The organism is Variovorax terrae (assembly GCF_022809125.1).
GTDB classification, from domain to species: Bacteria; Pseudomonadota; Gammaproteobacteria; order Burkholderiales; family Burkholderiaceae_C; genus Variovorax_A; species Variovorax_A terrae.
The window spans coordinates 357,707-376,217 of sequence record NZ_JALGBI010000002.1; the positions used below are offsets into that span (position 1 = coordinate 357,707).

The 18,511-nt window shown below is 68.3% G+C and carries 19 protein-coding genes; 5 read left to right on the forward strand and 14 right to left on the reverse strand.

Annotated elements, in window-relative coordinates; all coding sequences use genetic code 11:
* Positions 1 to 8: 8 nt before the first annotated feature.
* From gspD to ilvA, 13 genes are all read right to left on the reverse strand, one after another.
* The gene (gene gspD, locus MMF98_RS17100) at positions 9 to 2,120 is read right to left on the reverse strand and encodes a type II secretion system secretin GspD (protein WP_243307917.1); all 2,112 of its coding nucleotides are present in this window, start codon (positions 2,118 to 2,120) and stop codon (positions 9 to 11) included.
* 10 nt (positions 2,121 to 2,130) lie between these two features.
* Positions 2,131 to 2,928 carry a type II secretion system protein N gene (gene gspN / locus MMF98_RS17105; protein WP_423837651.1) on the reverse strand — a complete coding sequence of 266 codons (798 nt, stop codon included), beginning with the start codon at positions 2,926 to 2,928 and terminating at the stop codon, positions 2,131 to 2,133.
* Between the two features lie 23 nt (positions 2,929 to 2,951).
* On the reverse strand, positions 2,952 to 3,437 hold the full coding sequence (gene gspM, locus MMF98_RS17110; RefSeq protein ID WP_243307920.1) for a type II secretion system protein GspM: 486 nt from the start codon (positions 3,435 to 3,437) through the stop codon (positions 2,952 to 2,954).
* The gene (gspL, locus tag MMF98_RS17115) at positions 3,434 to 4,645 is read right to left on the reverse strand and encodes a type II secretion system protein GspL (protein ID WP_243307921.1); all 1,212 of its coding nucleotides are present in this window, start codon (positions 4,643 to 4,645) and stop codon (positions 3,434 to 3,436) included. The genes gspM and gspL overlap by 4 nt, the downstream gene beginning before the upstream one ends.
* Before the next feature lie 46 nt (positions 4,646 to 4,691).
* Complete coding sequence (gene gspK / locus MMF98_RS17120; protein ID WP_243307923.1) at positions 4,692 to 5,675, reverse strand: type II secretion system minor pseudopilin GspK; 984 nt, start codon at positions 5,673 to 5,675, stop codon at positions 4,692 to 4,694.
* Positions 5,672 to 6,331: a PulJ/GspJ family protein gene (locus MMF98_RS17125; protein ID WP_243308661.1), complete on the reverse strand. Its 660-nt coding sequence runs from the start codon at positions 6,329 to 6,331 to the stop codon at positions 5,672 to 5,674. The genes gspK and MMF98_RS17125 overlap by 4 nt, the downstream gene beginning before the upstream one ends.
* Before the next feature lie 54 nt (positions 6,332 to 6,385).
* Entirely contained in the window at positions 6,386 to 6,751 is a 366-nt protein-coding gene (gene gspI, locus MMF98_RS17130; protein ID WP_243308662.1) for a type II secretion system minor pseudopilin GspI, read from the reverse strand.
* Between the two features lie 11 nt (positions 6,752 to 6,762).
* Entirely contained in the window at positions 6,763 to 7,290 is a 528-nt protein-coding gene (locus MMF98_RS17135; protein ID WP_279343713.1) for a prepilin-type N-terminal cleavage/methylation domain-containing protein, read from the reverse strand.
* A 27-nt stretch (positions 7,291 to 7,317) separates the two neighbouring features.
* A complete protein-coding gene (gspG, locus tag MMF98_RS17140) occupies positions 7,318 to 7,755 on the reverse strand; it encodes a type II secretion system major pseudopilin GspG (protein WP_243307924.1) in 438 nt (145 codons plus the stop codon).
* Between the two features lie 484 nt (positions 7,756 to 8,239).
* Positions 8,240 to 8,818 carry a histidine phosphatase family protein gene (locus tag MMF98_RS17150; protein WP_243307926.1) on the reverse strand — a complete coding sequence of 193 codons (579 nt, stop codon included), beginning with the start codon at positions 8,816 to 8,818 and terminating at the stop codon, positions 8,240 to 8,242.
* A gap of 17 nt (positions 8,819 to 8,835) precedes the next feature.
* The gene (locus MMF98_RS17155; RefSeq protein WP_243307928.1) at positions 8,836 to 9,636 is read right to left on the reverse strand and encodes an adenosylcobinamide-GDP ribazoletransferase; all 801 of its coding nucleotides are present in this window, start codon (positions 9,634 to 9,636) and stop codon (positions 8,836 to 8,838) included.
* Between the two features lie 47 nt (positions 9,637 to 9,683).
* A complete protein-coding gene (locus MMF98_RS17160) occupies positions 9,684 to 10,634 on the reverse strand; it encodes a DegV family protein (RefSeq protein WP_243307930.1) in 951 nt (316 codons plus the stop codon).
* A 127-nt stretch (positions 10,635 to 10,761) separates the two neighbouring features.
* Positions 10,762 to 12,306, reverse strand: a complete 1,545-nt coding sequence (gene ilvA / locus MMF98_RS17165; protein ID WP_243307932.1) for a threonine ammonia-lyase, biosynthetic — start codon at positions 12,304 to 12,306, stop codon at positions 10,762 to 10,764.
* Positions 12,307 to 12,539: 233 nt separating this feature from the next.
* On the opposite strand from ilvA, the gene MMF98_RS17170 reads away from it, so the two are divergent.
* Positions 12,540 to 12,974 (forward strand): OsmC family protein, encoded by a 435-nt coding sequence (locus MMF98_RS17170; protein WP_243308664.1) that lies wholly within the window; start codon positions 12,540 to 12,542, stop codon positions 12,972 to 12,974.
* Between the two features lie 84 nt (positions 12,975 to 13,058).
* On the opposite strand, the gene coq7 is transcribed toward MMF98_RS17170, so the two are convergent.
* Positions 13,059 to 13,688, reverse strand: a complete 630-nt coding sequence (coq7, locus tag MMF98_RS17175) for a 2-polyprenyl-3-methyl-6-methoxy-1,4-benzoquinone monooxygenase (RefSeq protein ID WP_243307934.1) — start codon at positions 13,686 to 13,688, stop codon at positions 13,059 to 13,061.
* 352 nt (positions 13,689 to 14,040) lie between these two features.
* On the opposite strand from coq7, the gene MMF98_RS17180 reads away from it, so the two are divergent.
* From MMF98_RS17180 to MMF98_RS17195, 4 genes are all read left to right on the forward strand, one after another.
* Entirely contained in the window at positions 14,041 to 15,135 is a 1,095-nt protein-coding gene (locus MMF98_RS17180) for a porin (protein WP_243307936.1), read from the forward strand.
* Between the two features lie 252 nt (positions 15,136 to 15,387).
* Positions 15,388 to 16,065: a DUF3047 domain-containing protein gene (locus tag MMF98_RS17185; protein ID WP_243307937.1), complete on the forward strand. Its 678-nt coding sequence runs from the start codon at positions 15,388 to 15,390 to the stop codon at positions 16,063 to 16,065.
* 213 nt (positions 16,066 to 16,278) lie between these two features.
* Positions 16,279 to 17,259, forward strand: a complete 981-nt coding sequence (locus MMF98_RS17190) for an ABC transporter permease (protein WP_243307938.1) — start codon at positions 16,279 to 16,281, stop codon at positions 17,257 to 17,259.
* Entirely contained in the window at positions 17,259 to 18,506 is a 1,248-nt protein-coding gene (locus MMF98_RS17195; RefSeq protein ID WP_243307939.1) for a M20 aminoacylase family protein, read from the forward strand. The genes MMF98_RS17190 and MMF98_RS17195 overlap by 1 nt, the downstream gene beginning before the upstream one ends.
* Positions 18,507 to 18,511 lie beyond the last annotated feature (5 nt).

Here is an 18,511-nt window from a genome sequence, read left to right on the forward strand (position 1 = left end):
GCGGCCTCTTACTTGGCGGCCGGTGCTGCCGGCGCGGGCACGGCGCGCTGCGGCATCACCGGGGCCTCGTTGACCTGCAGCACCGAACTCTGCACGGGCTGGGCGTTCTGCTGCATGGAGCGCATCAGGCCGTAGCGGTCCAGCGACAGGGCTTCGCTGGTCTGCGCGTCGCGCACCACCACCGGGCGCAGGAACACCATCAGGTTGGTCTTGTTGCGCGTGCGGCTCTGGCTCTTGAACAGGTTGCCGAGCACCGGCACGTCGCCCAGGCCGGGCACCTTGTCCTCGTTGCCCGAGTACTGGTCCTGCAGCAGGCCGCCCAGCACCACGATGGAGCCGTCGTCCACCAGCACGGTGGATTCGATCGATCGCTTGGTGGTGGTGGGGCCGTTGGAGGCGTTCTCGGTGCCGGCCTTGACGGCGGAGGTTTCCTGGTAGATCACCATCTTGATGGTGCCGTTCTCGTTGATCTGCGGCTTGACCCGCAGCGTCAGGCCCACGTCCTTGCGCTCGATGGTCTGGAACGGGTTGACGGTGCCGCTGCCGGTGGCGTTGTTGTTGGTGTACTGGCCGGTCACGAAGGGCACGTTCTCGCCGATCAGGATCTTGGCTTCCTCGTTGTCCAGCGTCAGCAGGTTGGGGGTGGACAGCACGTTGCCGTCGCCGGTGGTCTGCAGGAAGTTGGCCAGCGCACCCAGCACGTAGACGCCGTTGATGTTCTTGAACAGCCCGAAGTTGAAGCCCGACGAGGGCGTGACGCTGCCGCTGGCGCCCTGGGTCGCCAGGCCGATGATGTTGGTGGTGTTGCCGGTGCCGAAGTTGGTGCCGATCACGCCAATGGCGCTGTCGCCCTTGTTGCCCAGCACGCCCTGCCACTGGATGCCGAACTGCGAGGCCTTGTTGGCGTTGACCTCGGCGATCATGCTTTCCACCAGCACCTGGGCGCGGCGCCCGTCGAGCTTGTCGATCACGGCGCGCAACTGCCGGTACTGCGGCTCGGGAGCCGTGATGATGAGCGAGTTGGTCGAGGGGTCGGCCTGGATCTGCCCGCCGGTGGAGGGCTGGTTGCTGTTCTGGTTCAGGCTTGGGCCCGACGATTGCAGGCCGGCGCTGTTCATGCCGCTGGTGTTGCCCACGCCGGTGCTGGACAGCGGCGTGCTGCCGCTGCCGCTCGTCGTGCCGGTGATGCCCGAGGCGCCGCCGATCGATCCGGCCGAGAGGGCCGCGCGCAGCGTGGCCGCCAGCTTCACGGCGTCGGCGTTGCGCAGGTAGACCACATGGATGTTGCCGCCGTCGCCCTGCGCGCCCGGCTGGTCGAGCTGGCTGATCAGCAGGCGCACCTGGGCCAGCCGCGCCGGGTTGGCCGCGCGCAGGATCAGCGAATTGCTGCGCGACTCGGCCACCACGGTGGTCTTGAACGAGGTGTCGGACTGGCCCTGGCCGGCCGCTGCCGCGCCGGCGCCGGCGGCACCGGATTCGATCAGGCGCTGCACCAGCGGCACCAGGTCGGAGGCGATGGCGTTCTTCAGCGGGATGACTTCCACGTCGGAGGCGCTGGACACGTCCAGCGCCGCGATGATGCGGGCCAGGCGCTGCAGGTTGTCGGCGTAGTCGGTGATCACCAGCGAGTTGTTGCCGGGGTTCACGTTGATCGTGTTGTTGGGGCTGATCAGCGGGCGCAGCACCGGCACCAGGTTGTTGGCGGTCTCGTAGTTGAGCTTGAAGATCTGCGTGACGATCAGGCTGCCGCCCTGCGTGACGGGGCCGGCGTTCACCGGGCCGCCCTGCAGCTTGGCGTCGGCCTCGGGCACCACCTTGTACAGGCCGGCGGCTTCCACCACCGTGTAGCCCGACAGCCGCAGCGTCGCGAGGAACTGGTCGAACGCCACCGACGGCGCCACCGGGCGCTCGGTCGAGAGGTTGATCGTGCCCTTCACGCGCGGGTCCACCACCAGGTTGCGGCCGGTGATGGCGGCCATGGTGCGGGCCACCGCCTCGATCTCGGCGTTGACGAAGTTCAGGGTGATGGGCTCACCCGCCTTTTGGGCATGCAAAACCGCGGGGGTCCCCGTCAGCAGGACGCTGACAGCTATGGAAATAATAGCAAGACGATGCTTCATGAGGTGCTTCTTAGCCCACGGTGATGATGGAGCGCGCGCCATTGCGCCGTCCGATGATGTTCAGGAGGTTGGACAGCGCCGCCTCGCGCTCGGGCTCGGCGCTGGCCGTGCCCTCGAAGCGCAGCCGCGAGCCGACCCAGCGGCCGCTGCCGGTGAGCTGGAGGCTGCCTTCCAGCGTGTCCAGTTGAAGGGTCGACACAGGACCTCCGTTGAGGGTGATGCGATAGCTACCCATGGGCCTCAAGGTGGACAGGCGCGACGAGATCCGGGCTGCTTCCAGTTGGGCGCGTCCTGCCATCGCAAGCCGGCCCTCGATCCATTCTACTGAAAGCCCTTGCGTGGACAGCATCAGCGCCCCCTCGGGCTGCAGCGTGTTCCAGGGCGTGCCCAGGCCCGCCAGCAGCGCGGCCGGCCACTGCGACTGGCCGTCGGCCAGCACCAGCCGCAGGCCGCCCCAGCGCGGCGCGGCCTGCAGTTGCAGGGGTTGCGGCGTGCAGCAGGGTGCGCTGAGGAAGGCCGTCAGGCCGGTCCAGCCCGGACGCAGCCGCCAGCTCACGCGGCCGGGTAGCGCCGCGGCATCGCGGCTGCCCGCGCCGCCGGCCAGCACCAGCTGGGCCGAGCCGTCCCAGACCGTGCCGCGCGCCTCGGCCAGCAGCACATGGCCGGCGGAGGCCTGCTGCACGGCGGCCGCCAGCCAGCGGGCGGGCGCGAACAGGACGAGGGCCAGCAGCGCGCCGGCCACCAGGCCGGCCCAGCCCCAGCGCCAAAGAGATGCGGGCAGGGCGGGGGAGGTCAGGCGTGCCACGATGAGCTCATGCGGGGGGCGGTGGATCAGCGGGCGGGCAGGCTCAGCACCAGGGTGCCGTCCCAGCTCGCGCCGGCCGCGGTGCGCGTGAGGCGCGCATCGGTGGGCAGGGCACGGGCATTGATGCGGGCCTGCGCCAGCCACTGCGCAAGCGCATCGGCCGGCGTGCCCCGGAGCGTGACCGTGGCCCGGTCGCCCAGCACGCTGAGCTGGGCGGTGGCGCCCAGCCGCTGCTTGACTGAGGTTTCGAGTGCGCGCAGCGCCTCGTCGTAGCCCAGTTTCGGCTGCGACTGCAGGGCTTGCGCCTGGGCCTGTAGGCTGAGCATGTGCTGCAGCTGCGCGTCGAGGCTGCGGTGCTGCGCTTCGGCGGCGCCCAGCGTGCGCAGCGCCGGGGCCAGCGCGAGCCACCACAGCAGGGCGGCGGCCACCAGCGCGGCGGCGCCCAGCAGCAGGCTCTTTTCCCGGACGGCCAGGGCGTTCCAGCGGGCTTGTACGGCGGGCGGCAGCTTCATGGCGCGGTCTCCTGGCGAACGACCAGGCTGTCGCCGTCGGCGCGCGCGGCATAGCCCTGCGCCTGCAGCTTGCCTGCGAGCGCCGAGATGTCTTCCGCGCTCAGGCCCAGGCCCTTGAGGCGCGTTTCGCCGGCGCTGAATTCGATGGCGCTGGCGGAGCGGTCGGCGGGCACCGCGCTGCTCAGGGCGCCCAGCATGGCTTCGAGGTCGCGGCCCGAGGCGGCGCCCGTGGCCTGGCGCAGCGCGGCCACTTCGCGCTCCATCTGCACCGGGGCGTCCACCACCACCTTGACCTGGGGGAACGTGGTGGTCAGCACCTCGCGAACGGCATCGCGCTTGGACGCCAGCGCCGAGTTCTCTTTCCAGGCCCAGGCGTTGAGGCCGATCAGATTCGCGCCTACCAGCAGAGCGGCGCCCCAGCGCGCGGCCTGCCAGCGCGGCGCGTGCCGCCACTCGTTCCAGCCGGCGGTCAGTTGCTTGAGCGCGCGCGTGCGGCCCGACGAAGCCAGATCGAACTGGGCCAGATCCCAGCCGGCTTGCGCGGCCTCCAGGCTGCGCTGTGCGGCCTGGCGCAGCGTGACCTGGCGCTGCAGCAGTTGCTCGGCCAGCGCGGCGACGCCGGGCTCGGCCATCACCGGGGTGTCTTCGGGCAGGCCCTGCACCAGGGCCAGCGCCGGCGGCGCGAGCGGCACCCGGGTCACGCCCTCGCCGCTGGTGCTCACCAGCCAGGCATCCTGTGGTTCGCCCAGGGCATGCAGCACCGCCGGGCCGGCATCGGGAGCGAACTCCGGCACGATGCGCGAGACCGGGTGGCCTGCGGCCTCCAGGGCCTGCAGCGCGGCGTGCAGCCAGGCCTTGTCGCACACCGCCACCCAGGCCGGCGTGCCGGCCTGGGCCTGCGGCTCGAGCGCGAAGTGCAGCGATTCGGGTTCGTCCAGCAGGCGGTCTTCCAGCAGGCCGTCGAGCACGGCGCGCAGCCGCGTGGTGCTGCCGGTGCTGCCCTTGGGCAGCTCCACCCGGTGCCACGACAGCGCCCGGACCGGCACCACGGCCACCACCTCGGCGCCCGATGTGCCGGGCTGCGGCAACAGGGCCGCCGGGGCGCTGGCATGCGCCGCCATGGTGCGGCCGTCGGGCGTGAGCACGTAGCTGTAGTCCGTGGCCGTGCCGGGTGGCGACAGGGGAAGGGTGACGATCAGTGTGGTCATGGGCAGGCGGTGATTGTAGAGAGGTGCGATGACGCGCCAGGCCGGCTCAGCGCGAGGCCTGGGCCGCGGGGTCGGCCACGCCGCGCTCGCGCCACAGGGTTTTCACGTCGATGCCGTCGCGCTGCAGCACCGAGCGCTCCTGCACCACGGTCTGCTCCAGCCGCAGGCGCCCGTACACCTCGAAGAAGCGCGTGGCCACGGCATGCTGGCCTTCGCTGAGGCGGCTGGCCAGGTCGCCGATCAGCTTGCCCGCGTCGGACAGCGTGCGAAAGTGCGCGCGGTCGCGCTCGGCCACCAGGCGCTGGGCGTCGGCCAGCTCGAGGCCGGGCACGCTGGCGTAGATCACTTCCGCGCTCGCGGTATTGATGTTGACCGGCGTGCGCGCGGGCAGCAGCGTGATGTAGGGCTGCAGCACCGCCACGACCTGGGGCGACAGGCCGAGCCAGACCAACTGCTCCACGCGCTGCGGCGCCAGCGGCGCGGCGGCGCCCGCGCTGCTTTCGGTGCTCAGGGCCAGGCGCAGGTTGCCGGCCAGCGTCATCAGCTGCTGCGGCGGCAGGCCCAGCAGCTCGAACAGCTTGGCGAAGGCCTTGAAGTCCGGCTCCGAGACCTGGTTGTTGTTGACCAGGTTGAACACGTTCAGGCGCGACTGCAGGTCGGTGATCTGGCCCGACAGGAAGGCGTCCTGCATGTCGGTGGTGTTGTCGGCCGCCTTGTCCTGGTCGGCGGCCAGAAAGCTCGACAGGCGCGCCTCCTTCAGCGGCACGGCCCAGGGTTCGGCCAGGTGGTCGGCGCCGCCCGAGCGCGCGTCCTCGCGCAGGATCAGGCGGGCCCAGTCGAGCGCGCCGGTCAGCACCCAGGCGGCCTGCACGCGCGCGCGTTCGGCCGTTTCCACCTCCACGTTGCGCCACTGCTGCCACAGCGCGGCGGCGGCGAAGGTGGCGACCAGCGTCACGGTGAGCATGGCCGCCAGCAGGGCGGCGCCGCGCTGCGCCCGGGCGCGGCCAGCATGGGGGCTGCTTCCCGTCATGACTTGCCTCCTCCCACGATGGGCCGCACCCAGTCGCGCACGAGCGTGCCGCTCAGGGCCTGGCCCGGCGGCAGCGTCAGCACCAGCCGCACGCCATCGGGCACTGCGGCCGTCGTGGTGCCGGTCGTGGGCGGCGTGCCCGGAGGCGTGGTGCCGCCCGAGGGCGGGGTGGTGCCGTCGCTGGACAGCGGGTTGGTCCAGGCGTCGCTGCGGTAATAGAAGATCTGCCACTGCTCCAGCGGCACGATGGCGACTTCGCGCTTCTTTTCTTCGTCGCTGGGGTTTTGCGCCCACAGGGCCGCCCGGTCCCAGGCGTCCTGCAGGTCGCCGCGCGTGAGCAGGGCTGGCGACTGCCAGCGCAGCCACTGGCTGCCGCTGGCCGTGTTGCGGCGCGCCCAGGCCACCACCAGCGCGCCGTCGTAGGGAGAGACGGTGCTGCGCCGCGTCAGGCGCAGCACGCGGCCATCCCAGTTGATGGCGTCGAACTGCGGCAGCTGCACCATCGCGTCGAGGTCGGCGCCCCACTGGTCCAGGCCGGCCTGCAGGGTCAGCACCTCGTCGGCCCGCAGCTGGGTCTGGGCCTGCGCGCGCGTCATGCCGTCCAGGCCGCGCCAGCTCAGCACCGCCAGCAGGGCCATCACGGCGATCGCCACCATGAGCTCGATCAGCGTGAAGCCGCGTTCTGTTCGCGCAGCGCCGTTGGGCTTCACCTAGAACCTTCCAACGATGGTGGACAGCCGCAGCACGGGCGCGGCGCCGTCCAGCACCTGCGCGTCCACGCGCCGGAAGCTGGGGTTGGGGGTGGGCCGCACCGAGACGGTGACGTTGAAGCTGCGCCCGGCCTGCTCGCAGACCCCGCTGCTGTCGCCGACGCCGGGCATCTGGCGCGACAGGCGCACCTTGACCAGCTCGTTTTCGGCGCACAGGTGCGCCAGCAGCGTGTCGGACTGGCGCTGGGCGTTGTGCGTCAGGGCGCTGGTGGCCTGCATCCCGGCCAAAAGCGCGATGGCGACGATGCTCAGCGCCACCAGCACTTCGATCAGGGTGAAGCCCCGTGCGGGGCGCGGCGCGGCCATCATGCGGGGTTCTACGGCGTCACGGCGAACGGCCGCAGTCCGTCCGTGGCCACGCGCAGCGTGCGGCCGCCCTGGGCCTGCGAGCCGAGCACGACTTCCTGCCGGCCGATGATGGGTTCGGGGCCGAGCTGCAGGGTGGCGGAGCCGTTCACGAGGGTATCGGCACCGAGCCAGCGCTCGGGCAGGGCCTGCGCGGGCAGGCCCTCGAACCGGAAGCCCTGCGCCGTGGCGCGCCAGCGCACCGGCACGCCGGTCGCGCGCGACTGGGCCCGGGCCGATTCGAGCAAGGCGGCCAGCCGCTGGGCGTCGCGCTCGAGCTGGGTCTGCGAGGAGTCGCGCAGGGCGAAGCTCACGCCGGCCGTGGCCACCGCGATGATGGACACCACGACCAGCAGTTCGAGAAGGGTAAACCCCCCCACCGCTGCGCGCGGGCGGGCGCCGCCGGCGGGCTGGCGAAGCCCGCTTCGCGGCTGCCACGCACGGGCCTCGCTGCGCTGGCCCTCGGGGGGAGGAGGCGTTGCTCTATGCACGGCGTGCATGACAAGCGGGGATGGGAGGCTAGTGGTTCACTGCCAGCTGCCGATGTCCGCATTCTTGCCTTCGCCGCCCGACTGCCCGTCGGCACCGAAGGACATGACGTCGATCTCGCCCTTCACGCCGGGATTGAGGTACTGGTAGGGACGGCCCCAGGGGTCGTTGGGCAGCTTTTCGAGGTAGGGCTTCCAGTTGGACGGGATCGGGCCGCTGGTGGGCTTGGCAATCAGGGCCTGCAGACCCTGCTCGGCCGTGGGGTAGCGCTGGTTGTCGAGCTTGTAGAGCTTGAGCGCCTGCATCAGGTTGTTGACGTCGGTGCGGGCGGCGGTGGCGCGCGCGTCGTCGGCGCGGTCCAGCACGTTGGGCACGATCAGCGCGGCCAGCACGCCGATGATGACCAGCACCACCATGAGTTCGATCAGGGTGAAGCCGCGCTGCACGCGCTGTCGGAAGGGTTTCAGGTATTTCATGAGGCTCGCGGAATCGGTTGGTTTGCGCTGAATGATAATCGCCGGATGTTGACAAACTCGCAAGGCACCTGGCGGCTGCGTCTGGTCACGTTCCTCATCTGGGCGGTGGCGGCGGCCTGCGTGGTCTATTGGGGCCTCAAGCTGACGGGGCGCTCGACGGCTCCGGCAGCGGCGGTGGTCGCGCCCAGCGTGGCGCAGACCGATGCCGAAGCCGTGGCCCGCCTGCTGGGAATGACGCAAGCCGTGGCGCCCGTGGCGCAGCAGCTGGCCAGCGTGTCGAGCCGGTTCGGCCTGATGGGTGTGGCGGCGGGCCTGTCCCGCGCCGGGGTCGCGCTGATCGCCGTGGACGGCAAGCCGGCCAAGCCGTTTCGGGTGGGCAGCAAGGTCGACGAGGGCTATGTGCTGCAGTCGGTGGGCGCGCGGTTCGCGGTGCTGGCCGCGGGCATGGACGCCCCGGCCGCCGTGACGCTCGAGCTGCGGCCGCTCAGCGGCGGCGCGGCGGCGTCTGGGGTGCGACCTGCAACGGCTGCCACTGCCCCCACGCCAGCCCCTGCGCTGGCCAGTCCCGGGCTTCCAGCTCACGGCCAGCCCTCCCCTGGTTCAGCAGGCCCACGGCCTTGATGACGCCGGCGTGGGTGATCCACGCCCGGTCCTGCGCGCCGCTGCGAGCCTCCTCCAGCGCGGCAGCCACCCGCTCCATGAACTGATGGACTGATTCGCCGGTGCCGCCGGCGCGGTATTGCGCGAACTGCCCGGTCCAGGCGTCGAGTTCGGCGCGTGGAATGGCATCCCAGGCCCGGCCTTCCCAGGCGCCGAAATCCATCTCGGCCAGCCGCGCGTCGCTGCGGGCGCCCAGGTCGGGGCGCCGCGCGAGCAGGGCGTCGGCCAGTTGCCGGCAGCGCTGCAGCGGCGAGGTGATCACGGCCAGGCCCGCCGGCAGCGCATCGGCCAGGGCGTGGGCGGCCTGCGAGGTGGCGGCCGCATCAGCCGGCAGGTCGAGCCTGCCGTAGCAGACGCCGCTGTCGACCTGCGGCCGGGCGTGGCGGATCAGCCAGAGTCGCATGAGGGTGAGCGCGGGCCCTAGACGGCGGCGAAGGCCGCGCCCAGGTAGAACGCGATTTCGCAGACTTGCTGCGTGGCGCCCAGCGCATCGCCGGTGAAGCCCTGCAGCCGGCGCTCGAACAGCCGCCCCATCCAGAACAGGGCCAGCCCGGCGCAGGCGCCGCCTGCTATGAAAAATGTAGCATCCAAGGTCCACGCGACAAGGACCATGGCCCCAAAACACCATAAAAACGCCGCGGCGAGGGCGGGTCCTGAAATCTGGTCGGCCAGCGGCTTGGATTTGGAGCTGGCCGCGTCCCCCACATGGGGCAGCACGCGGATCAGCACCAGCGGCAGGCCGCGCGACAGCACATGGCCGGCCAGCAAGGCGGCGCAGGCCAGCAGCAGGTCGCTGGCGCCCAGCATGGCCAGCAGGCTGACCTTGGCCAGCAGCGCCAGCATCAGCGCCATCGCGCCGAAGGCGCCGACGCGCGAGTCCTTCATGATCTCGAGCGCGCGCTGGCGGTCGGCGCTGCCGCCCAGGCCGTCGGCCACGTCGGCCAGCCCGTCCTCGTGGAAGCCGCCGGTGAGGAGCACGCTGGCCACGGTGCTGAGGACAGCGGCCACCAGCGGCGTGAAGAGGGTGTCGGGCAGCGCCATGAACACCAGCGCATACACGCCGGCCGCCACGCCGCCCACCAGCCAGCCCACGCCCGGAAAGTGGGCGGCGCTGGCGCGCAGCATGGCGGTGCTGAAGCCGGTCCACTGCGCCAGCCGCCCGGTGATGGGGATGCGCGTGAAGAACTGGACGGCCAGCAGGTAGTGGCGGATGAAGTTCATCCGCCGATGTTAGCGGGGCCCGGTGAACGCGGCCCGGCCGGCACGGCCTACAGCTCGGCCTCGTGCGGCTGCCCGATGAAGCCGACCGAGAGCGCGTTGGCGCCCACGTTGACCGAGTTGGTGGGCGACATTTCCTGCAGCGACACCTGCACGCCCTTGGCCTCGGCCTCGCGTACCAGCGCGCGGTATTCGTCGATGGCCTGCACATCGGCGATGTCGCCGGAGTAGCTCACGTTCACGAACGGGGCGAGCAGCCCGCGCTCCAGCTCGCGCCGCGCCAGGTTCAGCACATGCTGGCGCACGGCCGGCACGCCGCGGACCTTGGCCACGGCTTCGGTGCGGCCCTGGAAGCCCCGCAACACGGGCTGGATGCCCAGCATCTTGGCGGCGGCCTGGCCGAGCATGCCGACGCTCTTGTCGCCGCGGGCGCGCGCCCGGGTGAGCAGGAAGTCGAGCTGGCTTGGCGCCATGTAGCCGTAGGCGCTGCGGCTGAGCTCCTGCAGGTGGGTGCGGATGTTGGCCACCAGCGGCTCGGCCTCGAACTTGCGCAGGGCTTCCAGCACCTGCACGCCGTAGCCGGAAAACAGGTTCAGGCTGTCGTAGCACTCCACCAGCAGCGGGCCCTTGATGCCGGCGCGCATGCGCACCGGCATCGAGTCGGTGATCACGCGCGAGGCGGCCGCGAAGGCGCTCTTGAAAATGGGCGAGCGGGTCGAGGCGACGAACAGGCCGAACACGTGGTCGAAGTCGGTCGAGACCTGCTCCAGCAGGAACTTGCGGATCTCCACTTCGTCGGGGGGCAGCGAGCGCGAGACCTCGGCGGTTCTCAGGTCGAGCAGCCTGGCATTGAAGTCGCGCGTAGCGGCGGGCTTGCGCTCGTCCACGTAGCGCTTCTCGTCGATGCCGATCCTGACGGGCAGCAGGCGCACGTGCGGATTGTCCAGAACGGCCTGCGGCACTTCGGCCGCGGAGTCGATCACGATTCCGAGTCTGAGCATGGCCTGTCTCCTCTTTGTTCTTGGCGGCGGAGGACGGCGCGGCTGTGCCTGTCCGCGCGCCCGTTCCAGGCCCGGCGCGCGGTGCCGGTGGCCCGGCAGGGACGCTCAGCGCAAGGCCTGGCCCATGCTACGTCTGCAGGAACAATCGGTAAACAGGGTTGTTGGTTTCTTCCACATAGGGATAACCCAATGTGTCCAGAAACGAATTGAATGCTTTGTGATCACTCGGCGGCACCTGCAGCCCGACCAGGATGCGGCCGTAGTCGGCGCCCTGGTTGCGGTAGTGGAACAGGCTGATGTTCCAGCCCGGCCGCATCAGGCTCAGGAACTTGAGCAGCGCGCCCGGCCGCTCGGGAAAGACGAAGCGCAGCAGGCGCTCGTCCCGCGCCAGGGCGGAGTGGCCGCCAACCATGTGGCGGATGTGCTCCTTGGCGAGTTCGTCGTGCGTGAGGTCCAGCGCCTCGAAGCCGTGCTTGCTGAAATTGGCCGCGATCTTCAGCGACTCGCCCCGGGCCGAGGTGGTCAGGCCGACGAACACGTGGGCGCTGGCGGCGTCGCTGATGCGGTAGTTGAACTCGGTCACGTTGCGCGGGCCGCCGGGCAGCTCGCCGATGAGCTCGCAGAAGCGCCGGAAGCTGCCGCGTTCCTCGGGGATGGTCACGGCGAACAGCGCCTCGCGTTCCTCGCCGACCTCGGCGCGCTCGGCCACGAAGCGCAGGCGGTCGAAATTCATGTTGGCGCCGCACAGGATGGCGGCATAGGTCTCGCCCTTGGTCTTGTGGCTGGCCACGTACTGCTTGATGGCGGCCACCGCCAGCGCGCCCGAGGGCTCGACGATGCTGCGGGTGTCGGTGAAGACGTCCTTGATGGCCGCGCACACGGCGTCGGTGTCGACGGTGATGAACTCGTCCACCAGGTCGCGGCTGATGCGGAACGTTTCTTCGCCCACCAGCTTGACGGCCGTGCCGTCGGAGAACAGGCCCACGTCGGCCAGCGTGACGCGCTTGCCGGCGGTGACCGAGCGGATCATCGCGTCCGAGTCGTTCATCTGCACGCCGATGACCTTGACCTCGGGCCGCACCGCCTTGATGTAGTTGGCCACGCCCGAGATCAACCCGCCGCCGCCGATGGCGACGAACACGGCATGCAGCGGGCCCTGGTGCTGGCGCAGGATTTCCATGGCGATCGTGCCCTGGCCCGCGATCACGTCGGGGTCGTCGAACGGGTGCACGAAGGTCAGGCCCTGCTGCTGCTCCAGTTCGGTCGAATGCTGGTAGGCGTCCGAATAGCTGTCGCCGTGCAGAACGACCTCGCCGCCCAGCGCCTTGACCGCGTCGATCTTGACCTGCGGCGTGGTGACCGGCATCACGATCACGGCGCGCGTGCCGAGCTTGTGGGCGCCCAGCGCCACGCCCTGCGCGTGGTTGCCGGCGGAAGCGCAGATCACGCCCTTCTGGAGCTGCTCCGGCGTCAGCTGCACCATCTTGTTGTAGGCGCCGCGCAGCTTGAAGCTGAACACGGGCTGCTGGTCCTCGCGCTTGAGCAGGACCTTGTTGTGCAGGCGGCGGCTCAGGTTCTTCGCGGGCTCCAGGCTGGACTCCACGGCCACGTCATAGACGCGGGCGGTCAGGATCTTCTTGAGGTAGTCGGCGGGTTGGAGGTGCTTTTTCATGAACGGCTGATGATAGCGACCCAAGAAAAAAGCCCCGAATCTTGCGATTCGGGGCTAAATCCACCAAAGGAGGAGGGTGGAGGAGACAACCGGTGCATGAAAATATGCGATGAGTGCAGTATAGCCAAACTTGCTGCAATGCAACATGAGAGCTGTCTCAACTTGAGACTCTTGCGGCTCTATTAGCTGAATTTATTCTCGCAAAGAGATTTTGATAAAGGTGTGATGAAATGATGGAATGCACGGTGAGTTGGACGGGCGCGACGGGCTCGCGCTCGGGCATGAGTTTTCTGGCGGAAACCGGGAGCGGGCATACGCTGGCGATGGACGGCGCGCCCGACGGCGGCGGCGCCAACCTCGCGCCCCGGCCGATGGAGACCGTGCTGGCCGGCACCGGCGGCTGCACGGCCTATGACGTGGTGCTGATCCTCAAGCGCGGGCGCCATGAGGTGCGGGGCTGCAGCGTCAAGCTCACCACCGAGCGGGCGGAGGCCGATCCCAAGGTGTTCACCAAGATCCATATGCATTTCACGGTGACCGGCCGGGGCATTCCCGCAGCGGCCGTGGAGCGTGCCATCGCCATGAGCCACGACAAGTACTGCTCGGCCAGCATCATGCTGGGCAAGACGGCCGACATCACGACCGGTTTCGAGGTGATTGAGGCCTGAAAGTGCCAAAGGTCCTTGTCGCACGGTCGTCTGGTGCTATCAATTAAATAGCGACCGGGGTGTGACCAGTCTGTTTTGGAGGCGCTAGATATAGTGCGCCGTGGTCGTCATGACCTTGGCTGCCGCCCTCATCAGGGCCTTGGCGGGCGGCGGCAGTTCCAGCGCGCCGGCGTCGAGCGCCTGTGCGGCATGCCGGGCCTCGTCGTCCTTCATCTGCGCGACGATGGCGCGCGAGGCGTGGTCGGCGGCGGGCAGGCGTTCCAGATGGCTCTGAAGGTGCGCTTCCACCTGTTTTTCCGTTTCCACCACGAAACCCAGGCTGACCCGGTCGCCCAGCCGCCCGGCCAGCAAGCCCAGGCCGAAGGCGCCGGCATACCAGAGCGGGTTCAGCAGGGATGGGCGGTCGCCCAGTTCCTCCAGCCGCGTCTGGGTCCAGGCCAGATGGTCGGTTTCCTCGCGCGCAGCCTGTTCCATCTGCGTCCGCAACGCGGGATCCCGGGTGGCCAGGGCCTGCGCCGTGTACAGCGCCTGGGCGCAAACCTCGCCCACATGGTTGACCCGCATCAGCGCCCCCGCTTCCCGCTTCTCGCGCGCCTCCAGCGAACTGGGCTCGGCCGGCAGCGTGGGGCAGGGCTGGCTGGCCTTGGGCGTGGCAAACAGGGTGCGCAATGCCGCATCGGCGGCGGTAAGGAGGGGATCCAAGGGGTGGCTCATGATGCGATACGGGTGGCCGGGGAGGAGATCAATATCTTGGCATTCTGCCGCAGCAGAGGAAAGTGGGTGATTTGGGTACGATTTTTGCTTGGATTTTGCCGAAATAGTGACTGCATCAATCTGTGGTGCAGGTCCCACGTCTGCTCTGCAAGTTGTTGCAGGGGTGCAACGGAATGGCAGTTTCCCGGTTAATTCCTTTGCGAAAGAAGGCCGGCTCTGGTGCAATAACGACAACTTCCCAAAAGGAGGTTGGCCCGGGGAACCGGCGGGAGCATATCGAGAAATGTTGCTTGCAACTCTCACATGAGCCCTTCGCACCGGAGCCCTATGTTTAACCTTGGAGAAACTTGCAATGAAAAAATCTCTGATTGCTCTGGCTGTGCTGGCTGCTGCTGGCGCCGCTTCTGCTCAATCTTCCGTGACCCTGTTCGGCGTGGTTGACGTTGGCCTGCAAAGCGTTCGCGCTGACGGCAGCGGCTCCGTTCTCAAGATGGGCACCGGCCTGAACAGCTCCAGCCGCCTGGGCTTCCGCGGCACCGAAGACCTCGGTGGTGGCATGTCCGCCAGCTTCTGGCTCGAAGCCGGCATGAACTATGACGACGGCTCTGGTCAGGCTGGCCCCAGCCTCAACAACCAAGCTGCCGGCGCTGCCAACGGCGGCGGCCTGTCCTTCCAGCGTCGTTCGACCGTCAGCTTGGCTGGCAACTTCGGTGAACTGCGTCTGGGCCGTGACTATGTTCCGTCGTTCTGGAACCACACCGTGTTCGATCCGTTCGGCACCGTGGGTTCGGGCGCAGCCACGAACCTGCGTCTGAAGCTGGGTAACTCCAACGGGATCCAGACCACCACTCGTGCTTCCAACAGCATCGGCTACTTCCTGCCGGGCAACCTGGGCGGCTTCTATGGCCAGTTCATGTACGCTATGGGTGAGAACAACTCCAACGCTGCCAACTCCAGCGACGGCCGTTACACCGGCCTGCGTCTCGGCTACGCTAACGGCCCGGTCAACGTGGCCTACAGCTATGGTCAAACCAAGGTTCTGGCCCGGAACGACTACAAAGACCAGAGCATCGCAGGCTCCTACAACTTTGGTAGCTTCACGCTGATGGGTCAGTGGGGTCAGGAAAAGCTGGGTAACGCTACTGGCCTCGGTGGCTTCACCAAGAACTCGGCCTGGATGCTGGGTGGTTCCGTGCCGGTTGGCGCTGGCGAGATCAAGGCTTCCTACGGCCGCGCCAAGCTTGATGGCGCCGCTGGCACCCCGAAGGGTTCCCAGTTCGCTGTCGGCTATGTGTACAACCTGTCCAAGCGTACCGCTGTTTACACGACCTACTCCCGCGTTTCCAACGACGCTGGCGTGGGCGCGGTCTTCTTCACCGGCCTCGGAGCGAGCGCGACCGGCACCAGCTCGTCTGGTCTGGACATCGGCCTGCGCCACAACTTCTAATCACTTGCTGGCCTAGTGCCAGCTGTGATGAGAATCTTGAAATCCGCCAAGCCTTCGGGCCTGGCGGATTTTTTCTTTTGAGTGAGAGCGCAAAAACGGCAAGCAGAAGCAACGGCGCCATGGCAGGGATTGCTCGTTTCTGTGGGGTGTTGTGTGCGCATGGTTCATGGTTGTGGATGGCTGCTGGTTTTTTCGGTGCTGCTTCAGTTGGCGGCGTGCTCGTCGGCGCCCAAGCCTGCTGACGGAGCCGCTGTGACCGCCACGCCCTGGGCGTTGGCTTCTGCCAGCACGCGGGATGCATCGCCGCAATGGCAGCATTACAAGCTGCCGGGCAAGCAGCCCACACAGTTCTCCTACATGCGCATGGACGGGCGCGATGCCATGGCCGTGACGGCGGTGTCCTCGGCCAGCATGCTGCGGCATGCCGTGCGGATCGAGCCGGAGGCCCTGGGCCAGGTCCGTTTTTCCTGGAAGGTGCCGGCGCTGATCGCGGAGGCCGACATGTCCCAGCGCGAAACGGACGACTCGCCGGTGCGCATCGTGCTGGCTTTCGAGGGAGATCGCTCGAAGTTCTCGGCCAAGAACGCCATGCTGTCGGAGCTGGCCCATCTGCTGACCGGTGAGGAAATGCCCTACGCCACGCTGATGTACGTGTGGTGCAACAAGCAGGAGCCGGGCAGCGTCATCATCAATCCGCGCACCGACCGCATCCGCAAGCTGGTGATGGAGTCGGGGCCGAAAAAACTCAACCGGTGGCTCGACTACGAGCGCGACATCCGGGCGGACTACGAGAAAGCCTTTGGCGAAGCGCCGGGGGCGCTGGTTGGCATCGGCATCATGACCGATACCGACAACACGCGCACCACGGCACGGGCCTGGTATGGCCCGGTGCGCCTGATGCCGGCGTCGACGGCGGCGCTCGCGAACTGATGTAGGGGCAACAGCGCCTGCCGCCTATGAACGGGTGCCGCAGCAAACGGAAGTCCTTTCGGTGAAGGCGAGGGGCTTGGCGAAAAGCCGCGGCCTGCCGGCCCTGGCGAGGCTCTGCGGACAGCGGTCCTGCCCGCGACTTTATCCAAGGAAACCCCCGTGTCGGCACGGTGCTTGCTCTGCTAGCATGCGCCCTTACTTGTGCCAATCTGAATGTTTGCCTTCATCCTGCGTCGCCTGATTCAAGCCGTGATCGTGATGGTCGTGGTGGCCTTCATTGCCTTCATGCTGTTCCAGTATGTCGGTGATCCGGTGGTGTTTCTGCTGGGGCAGGATGCCAAGCCGGACCAGATCGCGCAGATGCGCGTCGATCTGGGGCTGGACAAGCCCTTTTTCGTGCAGTTCTGGCATTTCCTGCTCAATGCGGCGCAGGGTGAATTCGGTCTCAGCCTGCGCCAGGGAGCCAAGGTGTCGCGGCTGATCGTCGAGCGCCTGCCTGCCACGCTGGAACTGGCGCTGGTGGCGGCGCTGCTGGCGGTGTTGCTGGGCATTCCGATGGGGGTGTATGTGGCGCTGCGGCGCGGCACGGTGATGAGCCAGGTGTTCATGACGCTGTCCCTGCTGGGGGTCTCGCTGCCGACCTTCCTGATCGGCATCCTGCTGATTCTGGGCTTTGCCGTGGGGCTGCACTGGTTTCCGAGTTTCGGGCGCGGCGATGTGGTGATGATCGGCTCCTGGAGCAGCGGCCTGCTCACCCTCAAGGGCTGGCATCACGTCGTCCTGCCGGCGGTGACGCTGGCGATTTTCCAGCTCACGCTCATCATGCGGCTGGTGCGTTCGGAGATGCTGGAGGTGCTGCGCACCGACTACATCAAGTTCGCGCGGGCGCGCGGCCTGAGCAACCGGGCCATCCATTTCGGCCACGCGCTCAAGAACACGCTGGTGCCGGTGATCACCATCACCGGGCTGCAGCTCGGCACGCTGATCGCCTTTTCCATCATCACCGAAACCGTGTTCCAGTGGCCCGGCCTGGGCCTGCTGTTCATCCAGGCGGTGACGTTCGCGGACATTCCTGTGATGTCGGCCTATCTGTGCCTGATGGCCCTGATCTTCGTGATCATCAATCTGGTCGTGGATCTGCTGTACTTTGCCGTGGACCCGCGCCTGCGCGTGGGCAAGGCAGGAGGTCATTGATGCTGGCTCCCGCTTCTCCTGCGCGTTTCAAGGCCAATGGCCGCGCCTTCGCCCATATCGCGGCGTTCCATCCGGAACTCACGGCGCTGCGCCGCGACCTGCACGCGCATCCCGAACTCGGTTTCGAGGAGGTCTACACCTCGGCGCGCGTCAAGGAAGCGCTCAGGCTGTGCGGCGTCGACGAAGTGCATGACGGCATCGGCAAGACCGGCGTCGTGGCCGTGATCAAGGGGCGGAGCCAGAGCAGCGGCCGGATGATCGGCCTGCGCGCCGACATGGACGCCCTGACCATGACGGAACACAACGATTTCGCCTGGAAATCCACCAAGGCCGGCATGATGCACGGCTGCGGCCACGATGGCCACACCACCATGCTGGTGGGCGCTGCGCGCTACCTGGCCGAAACCCGCCATTTCGACGGTACGGCCGTGCTGATCTTTCAGCCCGGCGAAGAGGGCTTTGCCGGTGCCAAGGCCATGATCGAAGACGGCCTGTTCAAGCGCTTTCCGGTGCAGGCGGTCTTCGGCATGCACAACTGGCCGGCCATGCGGCCCGGCATGGTGGGCGTGAACCCGGGGCCCATGATGGCCGCCGCCGACCGCATCACGATCGAGGTCACCGGCCGCGGCGGACACGGTGCGCACGCCTACCTCACGGTCGATCCGGTGGTGGTGACGGCCCACATCATCACCGCGGTGCAGAGCATCGTCTCGCGCAATGTGCGGCCGATCGACAGCGCCGTGATCAGCCTGTGCGCGATGCAGGCCGGCGACCTGGGCGCCATGAGCGTCGTGCCGGGCAAGGCCACGCTGGTGGGCACCGTGCGCACCTTCAATCCCGATGTGCAGGACCTGGTGGAGCGCCGCCTGCACGAGCTGTGCAGCGCCGTGGCCCTGGGCTTCGGCGCCTCGGCCACGATGAAATACGAGCGCATCTATCCCGCCACCATCAACTCCGAGCGCGAAGCGGCGTTCGCCGCCGAGGTGGCGCAGTCGCTGGTGGGCGAGGAGCATGTAGTGCGCGACATGGAACCCAGCATGGGCGCGGAAGATTTTTCGTTCATGCTGCAGGTCAAGCCGGGCGCCTACCTGCGCATCGGCCAGGGCGGCGAGGGCAGTTGCTTTCTGCACAACAGCCGCTACGACTTCAATGACGAGATTCTGCCCCTGGGCTCGGCCTTGCATGCCGGGCTGGCCGAGCAGTTCATGCCGCTGGAGGCGGCGTCGCCGGCGGGTGTTGCCCGCTGATTCAT